10 protein-coding genes are annotated in these 16,600 nt (G+C 69.6%); 4 read left to right on the forward strand and 6 right to left on the reverse strand.

Going from position 1 to position 16,600, the window contains the following annotated elements:
• Positions 1–84 precede the first annotated feature (84 nt).
• Entirely contained in the window at positions 85–1,326 is a 1,242-nt protein-coding gene (locus tag PARJ55_RS0108790; RefSeq protein ID WP_028712694.1) for an NtaA/DmoA family FMN-dependent monooxygenase, read from the forward strand.
• On the opposite strand, the gene PARJ55_RS21750 is transcribed toward PARJ55_RS0108790, so the two are convergent.
• The gene (locus PARJ55_RS21750; protein WP_198019333.1) at positions 1,266–6,980 is read right to left on the reverse strand and encodes a non-ribosomal peptide synthetase; all 5,715 of its coding nucleotides are present in this window, start codon (positions 6,978–6,980) and stop codon (positions 1,266–1,268) included. The genes PARJ55_RS0108790 and PARJ55_RS21750 overlap by 61 nt on opposite strands.
• A 99-nt stretch (positions 6,981–7,079) precedes the next feature.
• Here PARJ55_RS21750 and PARJ55_RS0108800 point away from each other — a divergent pair, with 99 nt between their 5' ends.
• Positions 7,080–7,328 (forward strand): phosphopantetheine-binding protein, encoded by a 249-nt coding sequence (locus PARJ55_RS0108800; protein ID WP_036697886.1) that lies wholly within the window; start codon positions 7,080–7,082, stop codon positions 7,326–7,328.
• Between the two features lie 458 nt (positions 7,329–7,786).
• Here PARJ55_RS0108800 and PARJ55_RS0108805 read toward each other — a convergent pair whose 3' ends face one another.
• The 3 genes from PARJ55_RS0108805 to PARJ55_RS0108815 are packed head-to-tail and all read right to left on the reverse strand — an operon-like array spanning position 7,787 to position 10,632.
• Positions 7,787–8,548 carry an aspartate/glutamate racemase family protein gene (locus PARJ55_RS0108805; protein WP_028712696.1) on the reverse strand — a complete coding sequence of 254 codons (762 nt, stop codon included), beginning with the start codon at positions 8,546–8,548 and terminating at the stop codon, positions 7,787–7,789.
• 3 nt (positions 8,549–8,551) lie between these two features.
• The gene (locus PARJ55_RS0108810) at positions 8,552–9,904 is read right to left on the reverse strand and encodes an NCS1 family transporter (RefSeq protein ID WP_028712697.1); all 1,353 of its coding nucleotides are present in this window, start codon (positions 9,902–9,904) and stop codon (positions 8,552–8,554) included.
• 29 nt (positions 9,905–9,933) lie between these two features.
• A complete protein-coding gene (locus PARJ55_RS0108815; protein ID WP_028712698.1) occupies positions 9,934–10,632 on the reverse strand; it encodes an aspartate/glutamate racemase family protein in 699 nt (232 codons plus the stop codon).
• Between the two features lie 130 nt (positions 10,633–10,762).
• Between PARJ55_RS0108815 and PARJ55_RS21755 the strand changes: the two genes are divergently transcribed.
• Entirely contained in the window at positions 10,763–11,494 is a 732-nt protein-coding gene (locus tag PARJ55_RS21755) for a GntR family transcriptional regulator (RefSeq protein ID WP_051416211.1), read from the forward strand.
• An 84-nt stretch (positions 11,495–11,578) separates the two neighbouring features.
• Here the strand turns inward: PARJ55_RS21755 and PARJ55_RS0108825 are convergent, their stop codons facing one another.
• Both PARJ55_RS0108825 and PARJ55_RS0108830 read right to left on the reverse strand, forming a co-directional pair.
• Complete coding sequence (locus PARJ55_RS0108825) at positions 11,579–13,642, reverse strand: TRAP transporter permease (RefSeq protein ID WP_028712699.1); 2,064 nt, start codon at positions 13,640–13,642, stop codon at positions 11,579–11,581.
• A gap of 83 nt (positions 13,643–13,725) precedes the next feature.
• On the reverse strand, positions 13,726–14,727 hold the full coding sequence (locus tag PARJ55_RS0108830; RefSeq protein ID WP_028712700.1) for a TAXI family TRAP transporter solute-binding subunit: 1,002 nt from the start codon (positions 14,725–14,727) through the stop codon (positions 13,726–13,728).
• Positions 14,728–15,035: 308 nt separating this feature from the next.
• Here PARJ55_RS0108830 and PARJ55_RS0108835 point away from each other — a divergent pair, with 308 nt between their 5' ends.
• Entirely contained in the window at positions 15,036–16,520 is a 1,485-nt protein-coding gene (locus PARJ55_RS0108835; protein ID WP_028712701.1) for an inorganic phosphate transporter, read from the forward strand.
• Positions 16,521–16,600: the final 80 nt, after the last annotated feature.

A 16,600-nucleotide genomic window follows, 5' to 3' on the forward strand; every position in this document is an offset into this window, starting at 1 on the left:
TCACTCCGGCTGGCAATCGCGTCCTCCGGTTCGTAAAGTAAAACACTCGGAATTATCCAGACGCAATTTCACGAGGAGCATGCGATGGCGCGGATGCTGCATATCGGTCTGGCCCTTGCCCGGACCTGGGGGCCGCCGCCGGCCCCGGACCAGGCGCTGGCGCTGGATTGCGCGCTGGCGGTCCGGGCCGAGGCCGCGCATCTGGATTTTGTCTTCAAGCCAGACAGCCTTTACATCGACCCGAAGGGGGCGGGGCCGCGCATCGCGCGGGCGGCGCTGGATCCGACGCTGGTGCTGACCGCCGTGGCCGGGGCGACGCGGCGGATCGGGCTGGTCACGACGGTCTCGACCAGTTTCAATCCGCCCTATGTCGCCGCGCGCCAGTTGCAGACCCTGAACTGGCTCAGCAACGGCCGGGCGGGCTGGAACATCGTCACCGCGCTGGATGGAGAGCGGAATTTCGGCCTTGCCGCCATGCCCTCGGCGGCCGAGCGTTACGCCCGCGCGGCCGAGTTCACCGATGTCGTGCGCCGCCTTTGGGACAGCCACGGTGCCGAAGGGCTGGCGGCCATCGACCATTGCGGCGCCTTCTATCAGGTCGAGGGGCCGCTGAACGTGCCGCGCCATCCCGCGCGCGTCGCGCTGTTCCAGGCCGGCGCCTCGGCCGAGGGCCGCGGCTTCGCCGCCTCGGTCGCCGATGCGATCTTCGCCTCGGTCCCCGACCCTGCCGCGGGGCAAGAGCTGCGGTCGGACCTGCAGCGCCGGGCCCGCGCCGCCGGCCGCGACGACGCGCCGCGGCTGCTGCCGGGCTTTCACGCCTATCTGGCGCCCAGCCGGAGCGAGGCGCAGGAGATGTTCCGCGAGGCGCAGGCCCGCCGCGATCCTGCCGCGCTGCGGGCCAAGCTGGGGGCGCTGGTCGGCCGCGACCTGGCCGACTGGCCCGAGGACCGCCCCCTGACCCCCGCGGACCTGCCGGCCGGGGACGCGGCGCTGCGCAGCCGCACCCATTCGGGGCTGCTGCAGCGGCTGATCCGGCAGGAAAGCCCGCCCCTGCGCGACCTGCTGCTGCGCCCCGAGGTGGCCAATTCCGGGCACTGGACCTTCGTCGGCACCCCGGCCGAGGCCCTGGCCGAGATCGCCGCCTGGTCGGATGCCGGGGCCATGGACGGCTTCATCGCCCTGCCGGGCGGCAGCGGGGAATCGCTGGACCTGCTGCTGTCCGAACTGGTCCCGGCGCTGGCCGAGGCGCGGCGCTTTCGCCACGCCTATGCCGGAGAGACGCTGGCCGCGCATCTGGGGCTTGCCTCGCCGGCGTCCAGCGGCTGATCGTCCTGCGGCTGTGCAAAGCGGGCCAGCATCGCCTCGACCGCTTCGGTGATCCGGCGGATTTCGGCGGGGCCGTAGCGGTCGGCGCGATGGCTTAGCATGATGCGCAGGCCGGCGGTCTCGTCCGCCACGTCCTCGACGATCTCGAATTGCAGGCCCAGCAGCGATTCCGCCTTGTCCGGGTCGATCTGCCGGTATTCGACGCGGCTGCCGTCCATCAGCGCGATGGCGCCGTTCATCCGGTTCCGGGCGTGGATCTGGATGAAGACCTCGAACATCTCGTCCAGCCGGGTGACGGGATTGCCGGTCAGCGCCTCGCCCACCAGGTCCAGCGGGACCTCGGAATGCGGCAGCGACCGGGCGATGCGGTCGCGCACCTGCGCGATCAGCGCGGCAGGCGTGTCCTGCGCCCCCAGCGCCAGCCGATGCGCGGTCATGGTGGTGAAATAGCCCACCGTGTCGAACCAGGCCGGATCGTTGCGCCCCGAGGCCGAGGTGCCGATCACCAGATCGTCGATGCCGCCCAGCCGCCCCAGCGCCGCGCCGATCGCCGCATAGGCCGTCGCGAAAAGCGAGGCCGCGTTGCGCCGCGCCGTGGCGTAAAGCCCGCGTGCGACCTCGGCCGGCAGGTCGATCCGGGTCCAGCCGCCCTGCGGGTCCTGCCCACCCGGCGCAGCGCCGAGGATCGGGCGGGCACGCGGTGCGCCGCGCAGGTGATCCAGCCAGTAGTCCAGATGCGCGCGGTCCGTATCCGCCGCCCTTTGCGCGGCGGCGAAGCGGTGGAAGCCCGGCGGCTGGTCGGTCCATTCCGGCGCCAGCCCCGCCGCCCGCTGGCGATAGGCGTGGCCAAGCTGGTCCATCAGCAGGTTCAGCGACCATTCGTCCAGCACGATATGGTGGAACAGCATGGACAGCACCTGCTCGTCCCCCTCGCGGAAGAAGCGCAGCCGCAGCGGCAATTCGCGGGCAAGGTCGAAGACATGGCCGGCCTCGGTCCGGCGGTTTGCCTCGCCCGCCTCGGCGCTGGTCCAGAACCAGCGATAATTGCCCAGCCGCTCGACCGGGACCACGTCTTGCAGCGGCTGGCCGTTTTCCTCGCGGAAATGGCTGCGCAGCACGGGATGGCGGCGGATCAGGTCGCCGAAGGCCAGCCCGAAGACCGCTTCGTCCACCGGGGTCGGGAAACGCAGGGCAAAGGGCAGGTTGAAGATGCCGCCATAGCCGAAGGCGGCATAGGCCTTCCACAGCGATTGCTGCGCCAGCGACAGGGGCGCCGCCTGGGGCCCGGCCGCGTCGTCCCCGGCTGCGGGCATCGGTGCAGCCGGCGCGCTGCGGGTGGCGATCCCGGCCAGCGCGAGGGCGGTCGGATGGCGGAAGATGTCGGTGAAGCGCAGGGCGATGCCGTGTTCGGCCTGCAGCCTGCCGATGATCCGGGTCGCGACCAGAGAATGCCCGCCATGGTCGAAGAAATCGTCCTCGGGCCCCATTCCGGGCGCGCCGAGCGCCTCGCGGAAGGCGGCGAGGATCAGGCCCGTCAGCGCGTCCGCCGGCTCGGCACCTAGCGCTTCTGGCGGTGCGGTCGGCTCGGGGCCGGGCTGGCCCGCGATCTGGCGCGCGCGGCGGCGGTCGGGCTTGCCGTTGGCCGACAGCGGCAGCGCCGGGATTGCAAGGATGCGGTCGGGAAGGTGCGATTGCGGCAGCCGCTCGCGCAGGAAGGCGCGCAGCGCGGCCGGTTCGGGCAGGTCGCGGCCGGCGACCAGCGCGGCCAGCACCGTCTCGCCCCGCGCGTCGGGAATGTCTACGACCAAGGCCTGCGCGACGGCGGGATGGGCGGCCAGCTCGGCCTCGACATCGGCCAGCGAGATGCGCACGCCGCGCACCTTGACATAGCCGTTCACCCGGCTGTCGAACAGGATGGTGCCGTCGCCGCGCCGCCGCCCCAGGTCGCCGCTGCGAAAGGCGCGGATGCCCCCGACCTCGGTGAAGTCGGTCTGTTCCAGCGCGCCGTCGCGCAGATAGCCGAGCGCCAGGTTCACGCCCGTGGTGTGGACGCGGCCGGCCACGCCCTCGGGGCAGGGTTCGCCCTGCGGGTTCAGCAGCAGGTAGCGGTTGCCGGGCAGGGCGCGGCCATAGGGGATGATGCGGTCGTCCTCGGGGCCGATCCGGTGCCAGATGCTCCAGATCGTGGTCTCGGTCGGGCCGCCCAGCGACCACAGCGCCGCATCGGGCCGCAGCCGGCGCAGCCGGTCGATCACCGCCGGCTTGATGTAGTCGCCGCCCTGCGCCACCAGCCGCAGCGAGGTCAGCCCGTCATCCGGCGCGCAGGCCAGCAGCATCTCGACGATGGCGGGGACCGAGCACCAGACGGTCACGCCGTGGTCGCGCACCAGACGGTTCCAGGCAAGGGCGTCCTTTTCCTCGGCCGGCGCGGGCATGACCAGCCGCGCGCCGGCGGCCAGGGTGCCGAACAGGTCGAAGACCGACATGTCGTGATGCAGCGGCGTGACCGAGATCACCGCGTCCTCGGCCCCGATCCCCCAGGCGTCCAGCGTATGGCCGATGACATTCGCGGTGGCGCGATTGTTCAGCACCACGCATTTCGGCCGCCCGGTGGTGCCCGAGGTGTAAAGGTAATAGGCGGCCGCTTCGGAGCGGGACAGCGCGGCCAGTCCCTGCGGGATCGGGGCCGGGTCATGCGCTTCGAGGGTGCGGGGCGAGGCCAGCGGCCAGCCGGGCAGGTCGGTCCCGGCCACGACCAGCCGCGGCGCGGAATTGCGCAGCAGGTAGTCGCGCCGCTCGGGCGGCGCGGCGGCGTCGATGGGCACCCAGACCAGCCCCGAGAAGGCGCAGGCCAGCGTCAGCACCAGATGCTCGGGTCCGCGCGGCAGGCAGATCGCGACCACGTCGCCCGGCGCGAGCCCGCGCGCGGCCAGCCCGGCCATCACGCGCCGCACCCGCAGGCCAAGCGCGCCGTAGCTGGTGCTGCGGGTGTCGCAGATCAGGGCCGTGCGGTCGGGATCGCCGTCGAACAGCTGCGCCGCGATGCGCTCCAAATGGCCGGGGCCGGCATGTTCCGCCCCGGCGGGGGCCGCGGGCGGCGGCGGCAGGAAATCGGCGCCGGCCAGGGTCAACTCGTCCCGTCCGGCCAGCGCGGCGAAGGCGCGGGCGGCGGCGTCCATCAACGCGCCGACGACCGCAGGCTCCAGCGCCTGCTCGACGTGATCGGCTTGCAGCAGCAGCGCGCCGTCCGCATCCAGCGACAGCCGCAGGTCCAGCGCGACCTGCGGGGTCTGCACCAGCCCGTCCACCAGCCGCAGCCCGGCATCGGCGGGCACTCGGTCCCAGCCCATGCCGTTGGTCAGCACCACCGGCAGCGCGATCCGGCCGCCGTTCTGCGCCAGCAGCAGCCGGCTGAGGCCGACCCCCGACAGACCGGGATGCGCCATGCCCTCCAGCAGGTCCTCCTGCAGCCGGCGGGCATGGTCCAGGAAGCTGCCCCGGTCGGCGCGATAGTCGACGGCGTTGAAGGACGAGCGGTTGGCCAGCGCCCCGCCCGGCGGCGGCGCCACCGGCACCGCCACGCAGGGCGCCAGGTCCGGGGTCCAGCGCGCCAGCACCTCCAGCACCACGGCCATGGCGATGCTGTTGCGGGTCAGTTTCTGCGCCGCCGCCAGCCGGGCCAGGCGCGCCAGCTGATCGCGCGGGATGCGGCGGCTGTCGCGGCGCCAGCGCGGGCGGTCGATGCCCTCCGGCGGTTGCCGCCAGGGCAGGCGCGGCGGCCCCTCGACCCCGGCCAGACGCGCGCGCCACCAGTCGGCATCGGCGGCGCGGTCGGATTGTTCGGGCGGCGGCTCGGGCAGGGCGGAGGCCGGCGGCAACCCGGGCGCCAGCAGTTCGGCGATCACCTGCGCGATCCCGGCGCCGTCCAGCGCCAGCGCGTCCATCTTGACCAGCAATGCCTGTTCCCGGGGCCGGGGCAATTGCACCAGCACCAGCCGCCACAGCAACCCGTCCAGCGGCAGCGGTGCGCGGGCGAATTCGTCCTGCAGGGCAGAGAGCTGCGCCTCGGCCTCATCGACGGCCAGTCCCGAAAGGTCGATCCGTTCCAGCGGCGGCTCGGCTTCGTCCAGCACGCGCAGCGCGGAATGGGCAGGGTCGAGCCGGCAGCGCAGCGCCTCATGCCGCTCGATCAGCGCCTTGGCCCGAAGCGCCAGGGCTTCGGCATCCAGCGGGCCGCGATAGCAGCGATATTCCTGCATGGCGGTGCGGCCCAGCGGCAGCTCGGCCTCGCGGCCCAGCAGATAGGCCTTTTGCAGCTCGCCCAGCCGCCGCATCCGCATCGGTGCCGGCAGCCAGTCCGACAGCGGCGCCGCCGCCAGATCGGGCGCATCGGCCAGCCGGCACAGCGCCGCGTGGCAGGCATCGAAACCGGTGCGGACCCAGTCGCCGGGCAGCGCGTCAAGCCGCAGATCCCAGTTCAGCAGCACGCCCTCGGCCAGCGATGCGACCTGCACGTCCAGCGCAACCTGCGGCGCCTGCGAGACGCTCCAGACCAGTCGCCCGAACAGCCGGCCGACGCGGGGGCTCAGCAGCTGGCGCTGCGCCCCGTCCAGGTCGAGCCCGCTGGTAAAGACCACCGGCGCGGATTCCACGCCCTGGCCGCCGCGTGACATCTCGCGCAGCACGGCGACGCCGGGGCAGGCCTGATGCGACAGCGCCTCGGCGATCTCGCGCCCTGCCTCGCGCGCCAGTCCGGCCAGCGTGGCCTCGGGCCCGACCCGCAGGCCGAGCGGCAGGATATTGGTGAAATCCCCGACCAGCCGCGAGGCGCCGCGCATCACCGGGGCGCGGAAGAAGCCCGGCAGCGTCAGGCGAAAGGCCCGGTCGCCTGTCGCCCGCGCCAGCACGGCGGCAAAGACCGCCAGGTAAAGCGCGGTCTGCGTGACCCGCAATTCACGCGCAAGCCCCCGCAGCGCCGCGGCCTGCGCCGGCGGCAGCAGGGCCGAGATCCGGGTGCTTTCCGGCGCGGCCGCCCCGTCGCGCAGCGGCAGCGAGGGCGCCGGCGGCATGTCGCGCAGCCGCGCCCGCCACCAGTCCCGATCCGCCGCCTCGGCCGCCGGGTCGGGAGGCAGCCGGCCCAGATAGTCGAAATAGCAGCCTTCGGGTTCCTCGACCGCAGCGATCCCGGCCGGATCTTCGTAAAGCCGGGCAAGGTCGTCCATGATCAGCCCGAAGCAGGAGGGATCGGCCGCGATCATGTCCAGGTCGACATGCAGCCGCTGCTCGTCGCCCGGCAGCAGGCTGAGCAGGAATTCCGCCGCCTCGCCCGAGGCGATGTCCAGCCGCTGATGCGTCATCCGCCGCCGCGTCGCGGCCAGCCGCGCCTGCACCTGATCCGGCGCCAGCGCCCGCAGATCCTCGACCCGCAGGGCGTGGCGGTCGTCCAGCGGCTGGATCACCTGCTGGCCCGCGGCCGTGACCCGCAGCCGCAGCATGGGATGCCGGCGGAACAGCCCGCGCACCGCGCGGTCCAGCCGCCCCGGCTCCAGCCCTTGCGGCTGGAATTCGGTATGCAGATGCGCGGATACGCCGCCGCCCGGCCCCTTCCAATCGCGCCCGGTCCAATAGGCTGCCTGCATGGCGGTCAGGTCCATGTTCATCCCCTTGCGTCTGGCGATAGTGGTTGATAAAAATACTCAACTAATGGCGGTGTCAAGGAAAGGCTTGGCCGCGTAGGACAGGACGGGATCGAAATGAACGACATCGGATCTATCGAAACGCTCGGCCGGGCATGGCTGGAAACGCGTGTGCAGGCGCTTGTCCCCGACGAGGCGGAGATTGGTTCCGATGAAAACCTGCTGTTCCTGGGGCTGGATTCGCTGTCGGTGCTGAAGCTGGTCGCCGAACTGAAGCAGGCGGGCATCACGGTCAGCGCGCGGGAACTGCTTCAGGAGCCCAGCATCGAGGGCTGGTGGCGCCTGATCCAGGCGCGGCGGCCCTAGATCACGACCTGCGATCGGGTTGACCGTTCGCTCGGACGGACGGCCCCGACGCCCGCCTGACCTGAATGGCATTGAGCCGGATCGACGCCATGGCTGCCCGTGCCGCACACGGGGTCGATCTCACGCGTGTTGGCACAGTCGCGATCACGGATATGCGGGCTGTCATAGGTCGCGGCACGCCCGGATGGCCGTCCGTAGTCACTGGATCAGGCATCGGCAGCTTCCTTCTTGGGGAAGATCAAGATTCCGGTCATTGGTTGGCGCGCTTTTGGGCCCCAGAGTGCACCCCGCCACATCGTCCAGGTGCTGCGAATGGCCGCTGCCGCATTCCTCCTGCGGGTGCCGCCGCAAGGGGCTAACCTGCATGGAGCAAGCCGGAAAGAGCCCACGCGCCCCGCACCGGGAACGGTGCGGGGCGCGGGGGTTCTATGCCGGCCCGTTGCTGGTGCGATGGCGGTTCAGTCCGGATCCGCGATTTTCTGCGCCGCAGCGCGGGCGGCTGCGGTGACCGCGACCACCAGGGGCTGTTCGAATTGCGACTGCAGCCGGATGGCCGAGGCCGAAAGCGGGCCGCCGCCCATGATCACCGCCTCGGCGCCGTCCTCGCCGACCGATTGCCTGACGGCATCGGCCAGGGCGGCGTCGAGCCGGTCGGGATCCCGGACCAGTTCGGCCGGGTCGCCCGGCGTGACCCGGACGCCGCGATATTGCGCCTCGTAGCCGAGCGAGGCCGCCTTCTGGCGGAAGGACTCGATCAGTTCTTCATCCGGCGTCACCGTCACGATGCCGAAGGGCCGGCCGTCGCGCGCGGCCTCGTGGAAGACCTCCTCGCCGATGCCGAGGACCGGGATGCCGACCGCCGCACGCAGTTCCGGCAGGCCGGGATCGCTGAAGGCCGACACGATCAGCGCCGCGACGCGCGGATCGGACGCGGCTTCGGTGCCGGCGGCGACCACGCCCGGAACCGCATTGGCCATGTCCTCGGGCGTGGTCAGCAGGGCCGGGGCGCCGGCATTGCTGCGCCCCTGGACCGTGGCGGCTTCCCCGACCGCGGCCTGCGCCAGTTCGGTCATGGATTGCGTGGCGGCCTCGTTCGAGTTCGGGTTGATCAGCACGATGATCCGTCCCGAGTCCTGGGCCAGGGCCTGGCCCTGCAGCAGGCCCATGGCGCAGCCGGCGGCCAGTGTCCAGCGCCGGGCCTGTCCGGTGATGATGCTCATGGCTCAGTTCTCGCGGAAACGCTGGGCGGCGGGCAGGTGCTGCATCAGCAGATAGTAGAGCACCCCCGAGGGCAGCAGGCTTGCATACCACGAGATGCCCGAGAAGATCAGCGCAAAGACGACGCCGACGGCCATGGCGATGACGGCGGCCATGTTGACGCCCTTATACGGCCCCTCGGGATCATAAAGCTTGGCGAGGTTCAGGTTCCGCTTGCGAAGGATGTAGTAATCCACCACCAGGATCGCGAAGATCGGGCCGAGGAAGGCGGAATAGGTGCGGATGAACAGGCTCAGGCCCGCCGCCGATTCGTCCTTGACCAGCTCCCACGGGAAGGTGCCGAAGGCCAGCAGCCCGACGATCACGGCCGAGGTCTTGAAGTTGACCTTGAACACATCCATCAGCGCATAGGCCGGCGGCACGACGTTGTTGAGGATGTTCGTCGTCACCTGCGCGAAGGCGATGAACAGCAGCGTCACGACCAGCAGCAGCTTGTTGTCGACCGCGCTGGAGAACACCTTGATCGGATCGACCTCGCCGGTCGCGCTGGAGACCATCAGCCCGATCAGGCCCATGAACAGCGTCGCCGGCAGGATCGAGTTGGCATAGATCACCACCTGCCGGAGCGGTCCGACATTCTTGCGCAGCTCGCGCGCGTAGTCCGAGACGTTCAGCATCATCGTCGAATAGATGCCCAGGAACAGCATCGTGCCGCCCCAGAACGGTGCGCCCCAGGTGCCCTCGACATTGATCAGGTTGTCGCTGATCTCGGCGCCGTATTTGTCGATGACGCTGAAGAACATGTAGATCAGCGAGAAGATGATGAAGACCGAGCCGATGTTTTCCAGCCATTTGATGCCGTGGAAGCCCAGCACCGACAGGCCGATCTGCAGGGCCTGGAAGCCGACGAAGAACACCCAGATGTTGGAATAGCCGAACAGCGTATCCGAGACGAGGTTCAGCGCCCCGGCGCCGATCCAGCTTTGGAAGCCGAACCAGACGATGGCCGGGACCGAGCGCACCAGCGCCGGGATCCGGGTGCCGGTGAAGCCGAAGGCCGAGCGGGCCTGCACCATGAAGGGGATGCCGTATTTGTGCCCGGCCTGCCCGTTGATCATCAGCGCGACGCCGATGACGGTGCAGCCGATGGCGATGGCCACGAAGGTCTGAAGCAGGTTCAGCGTCCCCACCAGCCCCGAGCCGACGGTGAAGGTCCCGATCGAGACGCAGCCGCCCAGCCAGGCGAACAGGTAGGACCACGGGTCCATGATCCGGGTCTCCTGCGGGGCAAGGCTTTCCTCTCCGACGGCCTTGTGTTCGATCACGGCGCTGTCGGGCGCCATCTCATGCGTTGTCATTGTCAGTCCTCCTCCCTTTTCCTGCTTCCCTATTTTTCGTTGGGGAAAGCGTAGGCGTTGATCTTGCTGGTCCTCAGCCCCGCGCCCACCAGCGCCTCGATCATGCGGGTCGCGACGCTGACGCCGTCGATGACCGGAATGCCGGTCTCTTCGCTGAGCCAGGCCGTCAGGTCGGCCATGCCGGCGCAGCCCAGCACCACGGCCTCGCAGCGGTCCTCGCGGATGGCGCACAGGATTTCATCGCGCACCTTGATCCGTGCGTCCGAGCCGGGTTCCTCCAGCGCCAGCACCGGGATCGAGGCCGAGCGGACGCGGCGGCATTGGTGCGACAGGCCATAGCCGTGGATCAGGTGCTCGATCACCGGGACCGAGCGCGGCAGCGTGGTGACGACGGAAAACGAGGTCGCCAGCATGCTGGCCGCCTTCACCGCGGCTTCGCAGATGCCCAGCACCGGGCCGCTGGCCAGTTCCCGGCAGGCGGCGATGCCCGGATCGTCGAAACAGGCGACGACGATGCCGTCGATGCCCTGCGCCTCGGCCTCGCGGACCCGCGCCAGCAGGCCGGGCAGCGACATCGCCTCATCGTAATGGCCTTCGATGCTGGCGGGTGCGCCGGCGGCGGTCGCGCCGTGGATCACCGTGCCGGGGCTGGCCACCGCACGGGCGGCCTCGACGATCTTGTCGGTCATTGACTGGGTCGAGTTGGGGTTGACGACCAGGATTTCCACCACTACCTCCATTTGTGTTAACAATCATTGTTAACAATTCATGTTATCAAGTCAACGGATTTGTGCAATACTTGCGACGGTCAGGATTTGCCTGTAATTCCGCAGGCCAAGCAGGAAGAAGCCGAGCCCGATGGACGCCCAGCCCGAAAGCCAGATCGTCGATGCGGTCCTGAACGCGATCTCCGAACAGCGCCTGCCCGCCGGGGCGAAGCTGGGCGAACAGGCGCTGAGCGAGCTGTTCAACTGCAACCGCGCCAATGTCCGCCGCGCGCTGGCCTCTCTGGCCGCCAAGCAGGTGGTCGAGCTGCGGCCCAATCGCGGCGCCTTCGTCGTCACCCCTTCCGCGCAAGAGGCGCGCGAGGTCTTCCAGGCCCGCCGCGCCATCGAGCGGACCATCGCCCGGCAGGCCGTGGCCCGCGTCAGCGACGAGGATGTCGCCTATCTGCGCGCCAATATCGCCGCCGAAGCCGAGGCGCGGGCCCGCCGGGACAAGCCGACCGAATTGCGCCTGTCGCAGCAGTTCCACATGTATCTGGCGCGGCTTTCCGGCAATCGCGTGCTGGAACGCTTCCTGGCCGAGCTGACCATGCGCAGCACCCTGATCCTGGGCATGTATCCCAGTGCCGCGCATTCATGCGCGCATTGCGACGACCATGTCGGGATCGTCGATGCCCTGATGGCGCGTGACGAGGAATTGCTGCTGCGTCTGACCGACGACCATCTGCGGCATCTGGAGGCGGGGCTGAATTTCGACCTGCCGCCGGTGTCTTCGGTCAGTCTCAAGGACCAGCTGATCGGTGCGCCGGCTGAGGGGGCAGGCGGCGACCGCAAGGCCGGGCGGCAGAACCTGCGAAACGCCTGAGCCGCGCAGATCCCGAGGCCCTGCGCATCATCATTGCACCGGACCGGCGCATGGCCCCGGCCACCCGGCCGGGGCCGGGCACGGTCAGGTGACCGGCTCGGGTCTCGGCCCCGAGCCGGCCAGATACTGGCGCAGCAGCACCAGCCCGAGGATCGCCGCACCGATCACGGTCGAGATGATTTCCGGCGCGATCATCATCAGCGCCGCCACGGGCAGCAGCATCCGCTCGACCAGCAGAAGCGGCCCCAGCAGCCAGTTGGTGATCGCCGCCGACAGCGCTACGATGCCCAGCACCGCGCCGGCAAAGGCCAGCAGGAAGTCGGGCAGGGTGAAGGATTGCGTGACCAGCAGCAGCGAGGGCGAGAAGACGAAGACGAAAGGCACCAGCGCCTTGCCCATGGACAGCCGGAAGGCGGTGTTGCCCGCCTTGAAGCCGTTGGCCCCGGCGATCCCGGCCCCGGCATAGGCGGCCAGCGCCACCGGCGGCGTCACGTCGGCCAGCACGCCGAAGTAGAACACGAAGAAATGCGCCACCAGCGGCTCGACATTCATCATGCCCAGAACCGGCGCGGCCACGGCCACCATGATGATGTAATTCGCCGTCGTCGGCACGCCGCATCCCATCAGCACGCAGACCACCGCCGTCGTCAGCAGCGTGAACAGCAGCGTCAGCGTCTGGATGCTGAACAGTTCGAAGGGCAGCGCCGCCAGCAGGCTATGCACCGAGGCGGCCCAGCCCGCGGCGACCGAGGTGACCATGAAGGCGATCTTGAAGCCGACGCCGGTCAGGGTCACGACGCCGATCACCACCCCGACCAGCGCCGCGGCCGCCGTCACGGCCAGCGATTGCCGGGCGCCGGCGACGAAGCCCTCATAGATGCCGGCGGCGGTTTCCTTGACGCCCTCGATGGCGCCCGACGCCATGACCCGCTGGATCAGAAAGACCGCCATGCAGGCGGTGATCGCCCAGAAGGCCGACAGGAAGGGCGTGCGGCCCGACATCAGCATCCAGACCAGCAGCACCAGCGGAAAGACCGACAGCCAGCCCTCGCGCAGGACTTTCCACGCCTTGGGCAGCTCTTCCTGGCGCAGGCCGCGGATGCCCAGGCGCTTGGCCTCCAGATGCACCTGCACCAGCACGCCGAAGAAATGCATGAAGGCCGGCACGACGGCGGCGATCAGGATGGTGCGCAACGGGATGCCCAGGTATTCGACCATCAGGAAGGCGACCGCGCCCATCACCGGCGGGGTGATCTGCCCGCCGGTGGACGAAGCCGCCTCGACCGCGGCGGCGAAATGGCGCTTGAAGCCGATCTTGATCATCGCCGGGATGGTCAGCGCGCCGGTGGTCACGGTATTGGCGATCGACGAGCCCGAGATCGTGCCCAGCATCGCCGAGGAGACCACCGAGACCTTGGCCGGCCCGCCGGCGAAACGGCCGGCCAGCGCCGTTGCCAGGTCGATGAACAGCTGCCCCAGGCCGATCTTCTGCGCCATCACCCCGAACAGCACGAAATGGAACACATAGGTGGCGATGACGCCGAGCGCGGTGCCGTAGATGCCCTGCGAGGTCAGGTAGAGATGGTTGACGATATTGGCCCAGTCCGCGCCGGGATGCACCAGGATGCCGGGCATCGACTTGCCGAAATAGGCATAGGCGATGAACAGGGCCGCGATGACCGGCAGCGGCCAGCCCATCGAGCGGCGCACCGCCTCCATCAGCGCCACCAGCAGCACCGTGCCCATGGCGATGTCGAGCGGCAGCGGATTGCCGACGCGGAATTGCAGCTGGGCATAGATCCAGGGCACGTAGAAGGCGCTGACGGCGCCGCCGATGGCCAAGAGCCAGTCCGTCACCGGCACGCCGAGGACGGCAAGACCGTCCGTCCTGTGCCGGTTGCGCGCCAGCGACGAGAAGCTGAGATAGACGATGAACAGCGACACGCCCATATGCAGCCCGCGATGCGTGGTCGCGCGCGGGATGCCGAACCCGGCCGTGTAATAGTGATAGGCCGCAAGCAGGAACAGGATGATCCCCGAGAGGATGGCGATCGGGCGCGTCACCGTGCGGAATCGCGCCTCGGGATCGTATTCCTCTTCCAGCGCGCGAAGCTGGTCGTCGGTAAGCGGGCGGGTTGGCTCGGTCATGCGGTTTTCCTGCCGTTCGGTTCAGGACCAAAGGACGCGGACCAGGGACCGGCCGCGTCCTTTTCGTCACGTTGCGGGCCTGCTCATTCGAGCTTGCCGGCCTCCTTGTAGAAACGCTCGGCGCCCGGGTGGAAGGGAATGCCTGCGCCCTGGGTGGCGCTGTCCAGCGTGATCAGCTTGCCCTTGGCATGGCCGGCGGCGAACAGCTTCTGGGTGTTCTCGTTGTAGATCGCCGCGGTGATGCCGTGGATCAGCTCCTCGGGCTGGTCGGCGCTGGTCACCAGCTGCGCCCCGACCGAGATCGTGGCGACATCGGCGTCCTGTCCCTCATAGGTTCCGGCCGGAACGGTGTCGGTGGCGAAGAAGGTATAGTCCTCGCGCAGCTTGTCGACCTCGGGGCCGGTGATCGGCACCAGCACCACATCGTGCTGGCTGGCCAGCTCGGCGATGGCACCCGCCGGATAGCCGCCGACGAAGAAGAAGGCGTCCATGGCGCCGTCGCGCATCCGGTCGGCCGCCTGGTCGGGCTTGAGATATTCCGGCGTGATGTCCGATTCCGACAGGCCGAAGGCTTCCAGGATGATCTTGGCATCGACCAGCGTGCCCGAGCCCGGCTCGTCCAGCGACACGCGCTTGCCCTTGAGATCGGCGACCGAGCCGATGCCCGCATCCTTGCGCGCCACCAGGTGGATGCTTTCGGGATAGAGGTTGGCGATCAGGCGCAGTTTCTCGACCGCCGGCTGGCCTTCCCAGAGCCCGGTGCCGGTCTGCGCCCAATAGGCCACGTCGGACTGGCTGAACCCGGCCTCCATCGCGCCGCCGTTGATGGCGTTCACGTTGCCGACCGAGCCGTTCGAGGCCACCGCCGTCGCCACCAGCCCCGGCACCCCGCAGGAGCCGCCATCCTCGCAGGCGCGCGAGCCGGGCGGGCTGGAGATCGCGTTGGCGATCAGCCCGCCGATCGGGTAATAGGTGCCGGCCGTGCCGCCGGTGCCGATGCGGAAGAACGACATCTCCTGCGCCACCGCGGCCTGGCCGAAAGAGGCGGCGACGGCGAAGGCCGCGAACAATGTCCTGAGTTTCATGTGCTTATCCCTGTTTGCCTGGTTGTCTGGACGCAGGTTAGCCAGAGCCGGCGCCGGCGACAACCGCCGAGGCCCGCAGGAAGGGTGCCGTGACGTCCGGTCCTGGCCGGGCCTTGCGGCTTGTCGACGATGGCAGTCCGCCGGGTTTCGCCTTGCGATCCTGCGGGGGACGTGCCGGGCATGCCCCGTTCCGCGAAGCAGGGACCAAGCCCGGCGGGCACCCGGGTCGGTGCGGCGCGTTCCGGTCGGATGCGTCTTGATATGTAGTCGATTCGCTCCTAGCACGCGCGGGAACAGAAAGGCGGAACATGTCTGACAAGGATCTCGAGCCCCGACACCTGGAAACGCTGGACCGCGATCTCGGCCGCTTCGCAAACCTGGAGGCGGCTGCCGCCTATGTGGCCCGGCCTTTGGTGGCGCCGGGCATCGGCTTCGTCTTCATCATCCTGGCCGGGCTCGCCGCGGCGATGTTGCTGGGGCAGAGCGGCGAGATGCTGATCGTCGTCACCGCCGCCGTGTTCGGCGCCTATATGGCGCTCAACATCGGCGCCAACGACGTGGCCAACAACATGGGCCCCGCGGTGGGGGCGAATGCGCTCAGCATGGGCGGCGCCATCGTCATCGCGGCGGTGTTCGAAAGCGCCGGGGCGCTGATCGCCGGGGCCGACGTGGTTTCGACCATCGCCAAGGGCATCGTGGCGCCCGAGGCGCTGGACACGCCCGCGACCTTCATCTGGGCGATGATGGCGGCGCTGCTGGCCTCGGCGCTGTGGGTGAACCTGGCGACATGGATCGGGGCGCCGGTCTCGACCACGCATGCCGTGGTCGGCGGCGTCGTGGGCGCGGGCATCGCCGGGGCCGGCTTCGGCGCGGTCAGCTGGGACCAGATGCTGGCCATCGCCGCCAGCTGGGTCATCTCTCCGGTGCTGGGCGGCGTCGTGGCGGCGGGCTTCCTGTCGCTGATCAAGAGCCGCATCGTCTATCGCGAGGACAAGATCGCGGCGGCCCGCATCTGGGTGCCGATCCTGGTCGGCATCATGGCGGGGACCTTCGCCGCCTATCTGGTGATGAAGGGGCTGAAACAGCTGGTCGAGGTCTCGATGGGGGCCGCGCTGCTGCTGGGCCTGATGGTCGGGCTGGGCTGCTGGCTGCTGATGATCCCGGTCACGCGCCGCCAGTCCGCGGGGCTGGAGAACCGCAACAAGTCGCTGAAGGTGCTGTTCGGCATCCCGCTGGTCGCATCGGCGGCGCTGCTCAGCTTTGCCCATGGCGCGAACGACGTCGCCAATGCCGTCGGTCCGCTGGCGGCCATCGTGCAGACCGTTCAGACCGGCAATTTCAACGGCGACGTGACCATTCCGCTGTGGGTCATGCTGATCGGCGCCTTCGGGATCTCCTTCGGGCTCAGCCTGTTCGGTCCCAAGCTGATCCGCATGGTCGGCAGCGAGATCACCAAGCTCAACCCGATGCGCGCCTATTGCGTCGCCTTGTCGGCGGCGATCACGGTCATTCTGGCAAGCTGGCTGGGATTGCCGGTCAGCTCGACCCATATCGCGGTGGGCGCGATCTTCGGGGTGGGCTTTTTCCGGGAATGGGACGCCGAGCGGCGCCTGAAGAAGGCCCGCATGGCCGTTCCCCGACCGGAACATATTCCTGCGGACGAGCGCCGTCGCCGCAAGCTGGTCCGCAGGCTGCATGTGCTGACCATCGGCGCGGCCTGGGTCGTCACCGTTCCTGCCGCGGCGCTTCTGTCGGCGCTCCTGTTCCTGATCCTGCGGCAGATACCGGGCTGAGGCATGGCGGGAAGGCCGGGGGCGGGGCAGGGCGCGAAATCGGGCGGCGGAGCCCCGCCGGCCCGCCGTCGCGTGCCGGG

The organism is Paracoccus sp. J55 (assembly GCF_000513975.1).
In the GTDB taxonomy this organism is placed as follows: domain Bacteria; phylum Pseudomonadota; class Alphaproteobacteria; order Rhodobacterales; family Rhodobacteraceae; genus Paracoccus.

Excerpts from the sequence above, each read along its gene's own strand:
- PARJ55_RS21750 (WP_198019333.1), bottom strand. The coding sequence starts at position 6,980 with ATGGACCTGACCGCCATGCAGGCAGCCTATTGGACCGGGCGCGATTGG.
- PARJ55_RS0108830 (WP_028712700.1), bottom strand. The coding sequence starts at position 14,727 with ATGAAACTCAGGACATTGTTCGCGGCCTTCGCCGTCGCCGCCTCTTTC.
- PARJ55_RS0108825 (WP_028712699.1), bottom strand. The coding sequence starts at position 13,642 with ATGACCGAGCCAACCCGCCCGCTTACCGACGACCAGCTTCGCGCGCTG.
- PARJ55_RS0108800 (WP_036697886.1), top strand. The coding sequence starts at position 7,080 with ATGAACGACATCGGATCTATCGAAACGCTCGGCCGGGCATGGCTGGAA.
- PARJ55_RS0108835 (WP_028712701.1), top strand. The coding sequence starts at position 15,036 with ATGTCTGACAAGGATCTCGAGCCCCGACACCTGGAAACGCTGGACCGC.
- PARJ55_RS0108810 (WP_028712697.1), bottom strand. The coding sequence starts at position 9,904 with ATGACAACGCATGAGATGGCGCCCGACAGCGCCGTGATCGAACACAAG.
- PARJ55_RS21755 (WP_051416211.1), top strand. The coding sequence starts at position 10,763 with ATGGACGCCCAGCCCGAAAGCCAGATCGTCGATGCGGTCCTGAACGCG.
- PARJ55_RS0108790 (WP_028712694.1), top strand. The coding sequence starts at position 85 with ATGGCGCGGATGCTGCATATCGGTCTGGCCCTTGCCCGGACCTGGGGG.
- PARJ55_RS0108805 (WP_028712696.1), bottom strand. The coding sequence starts at position 8,548 with ATGAGCATCATCACCGGACAGGCCCGGCGCTGGACACTGGCCGCCGGC.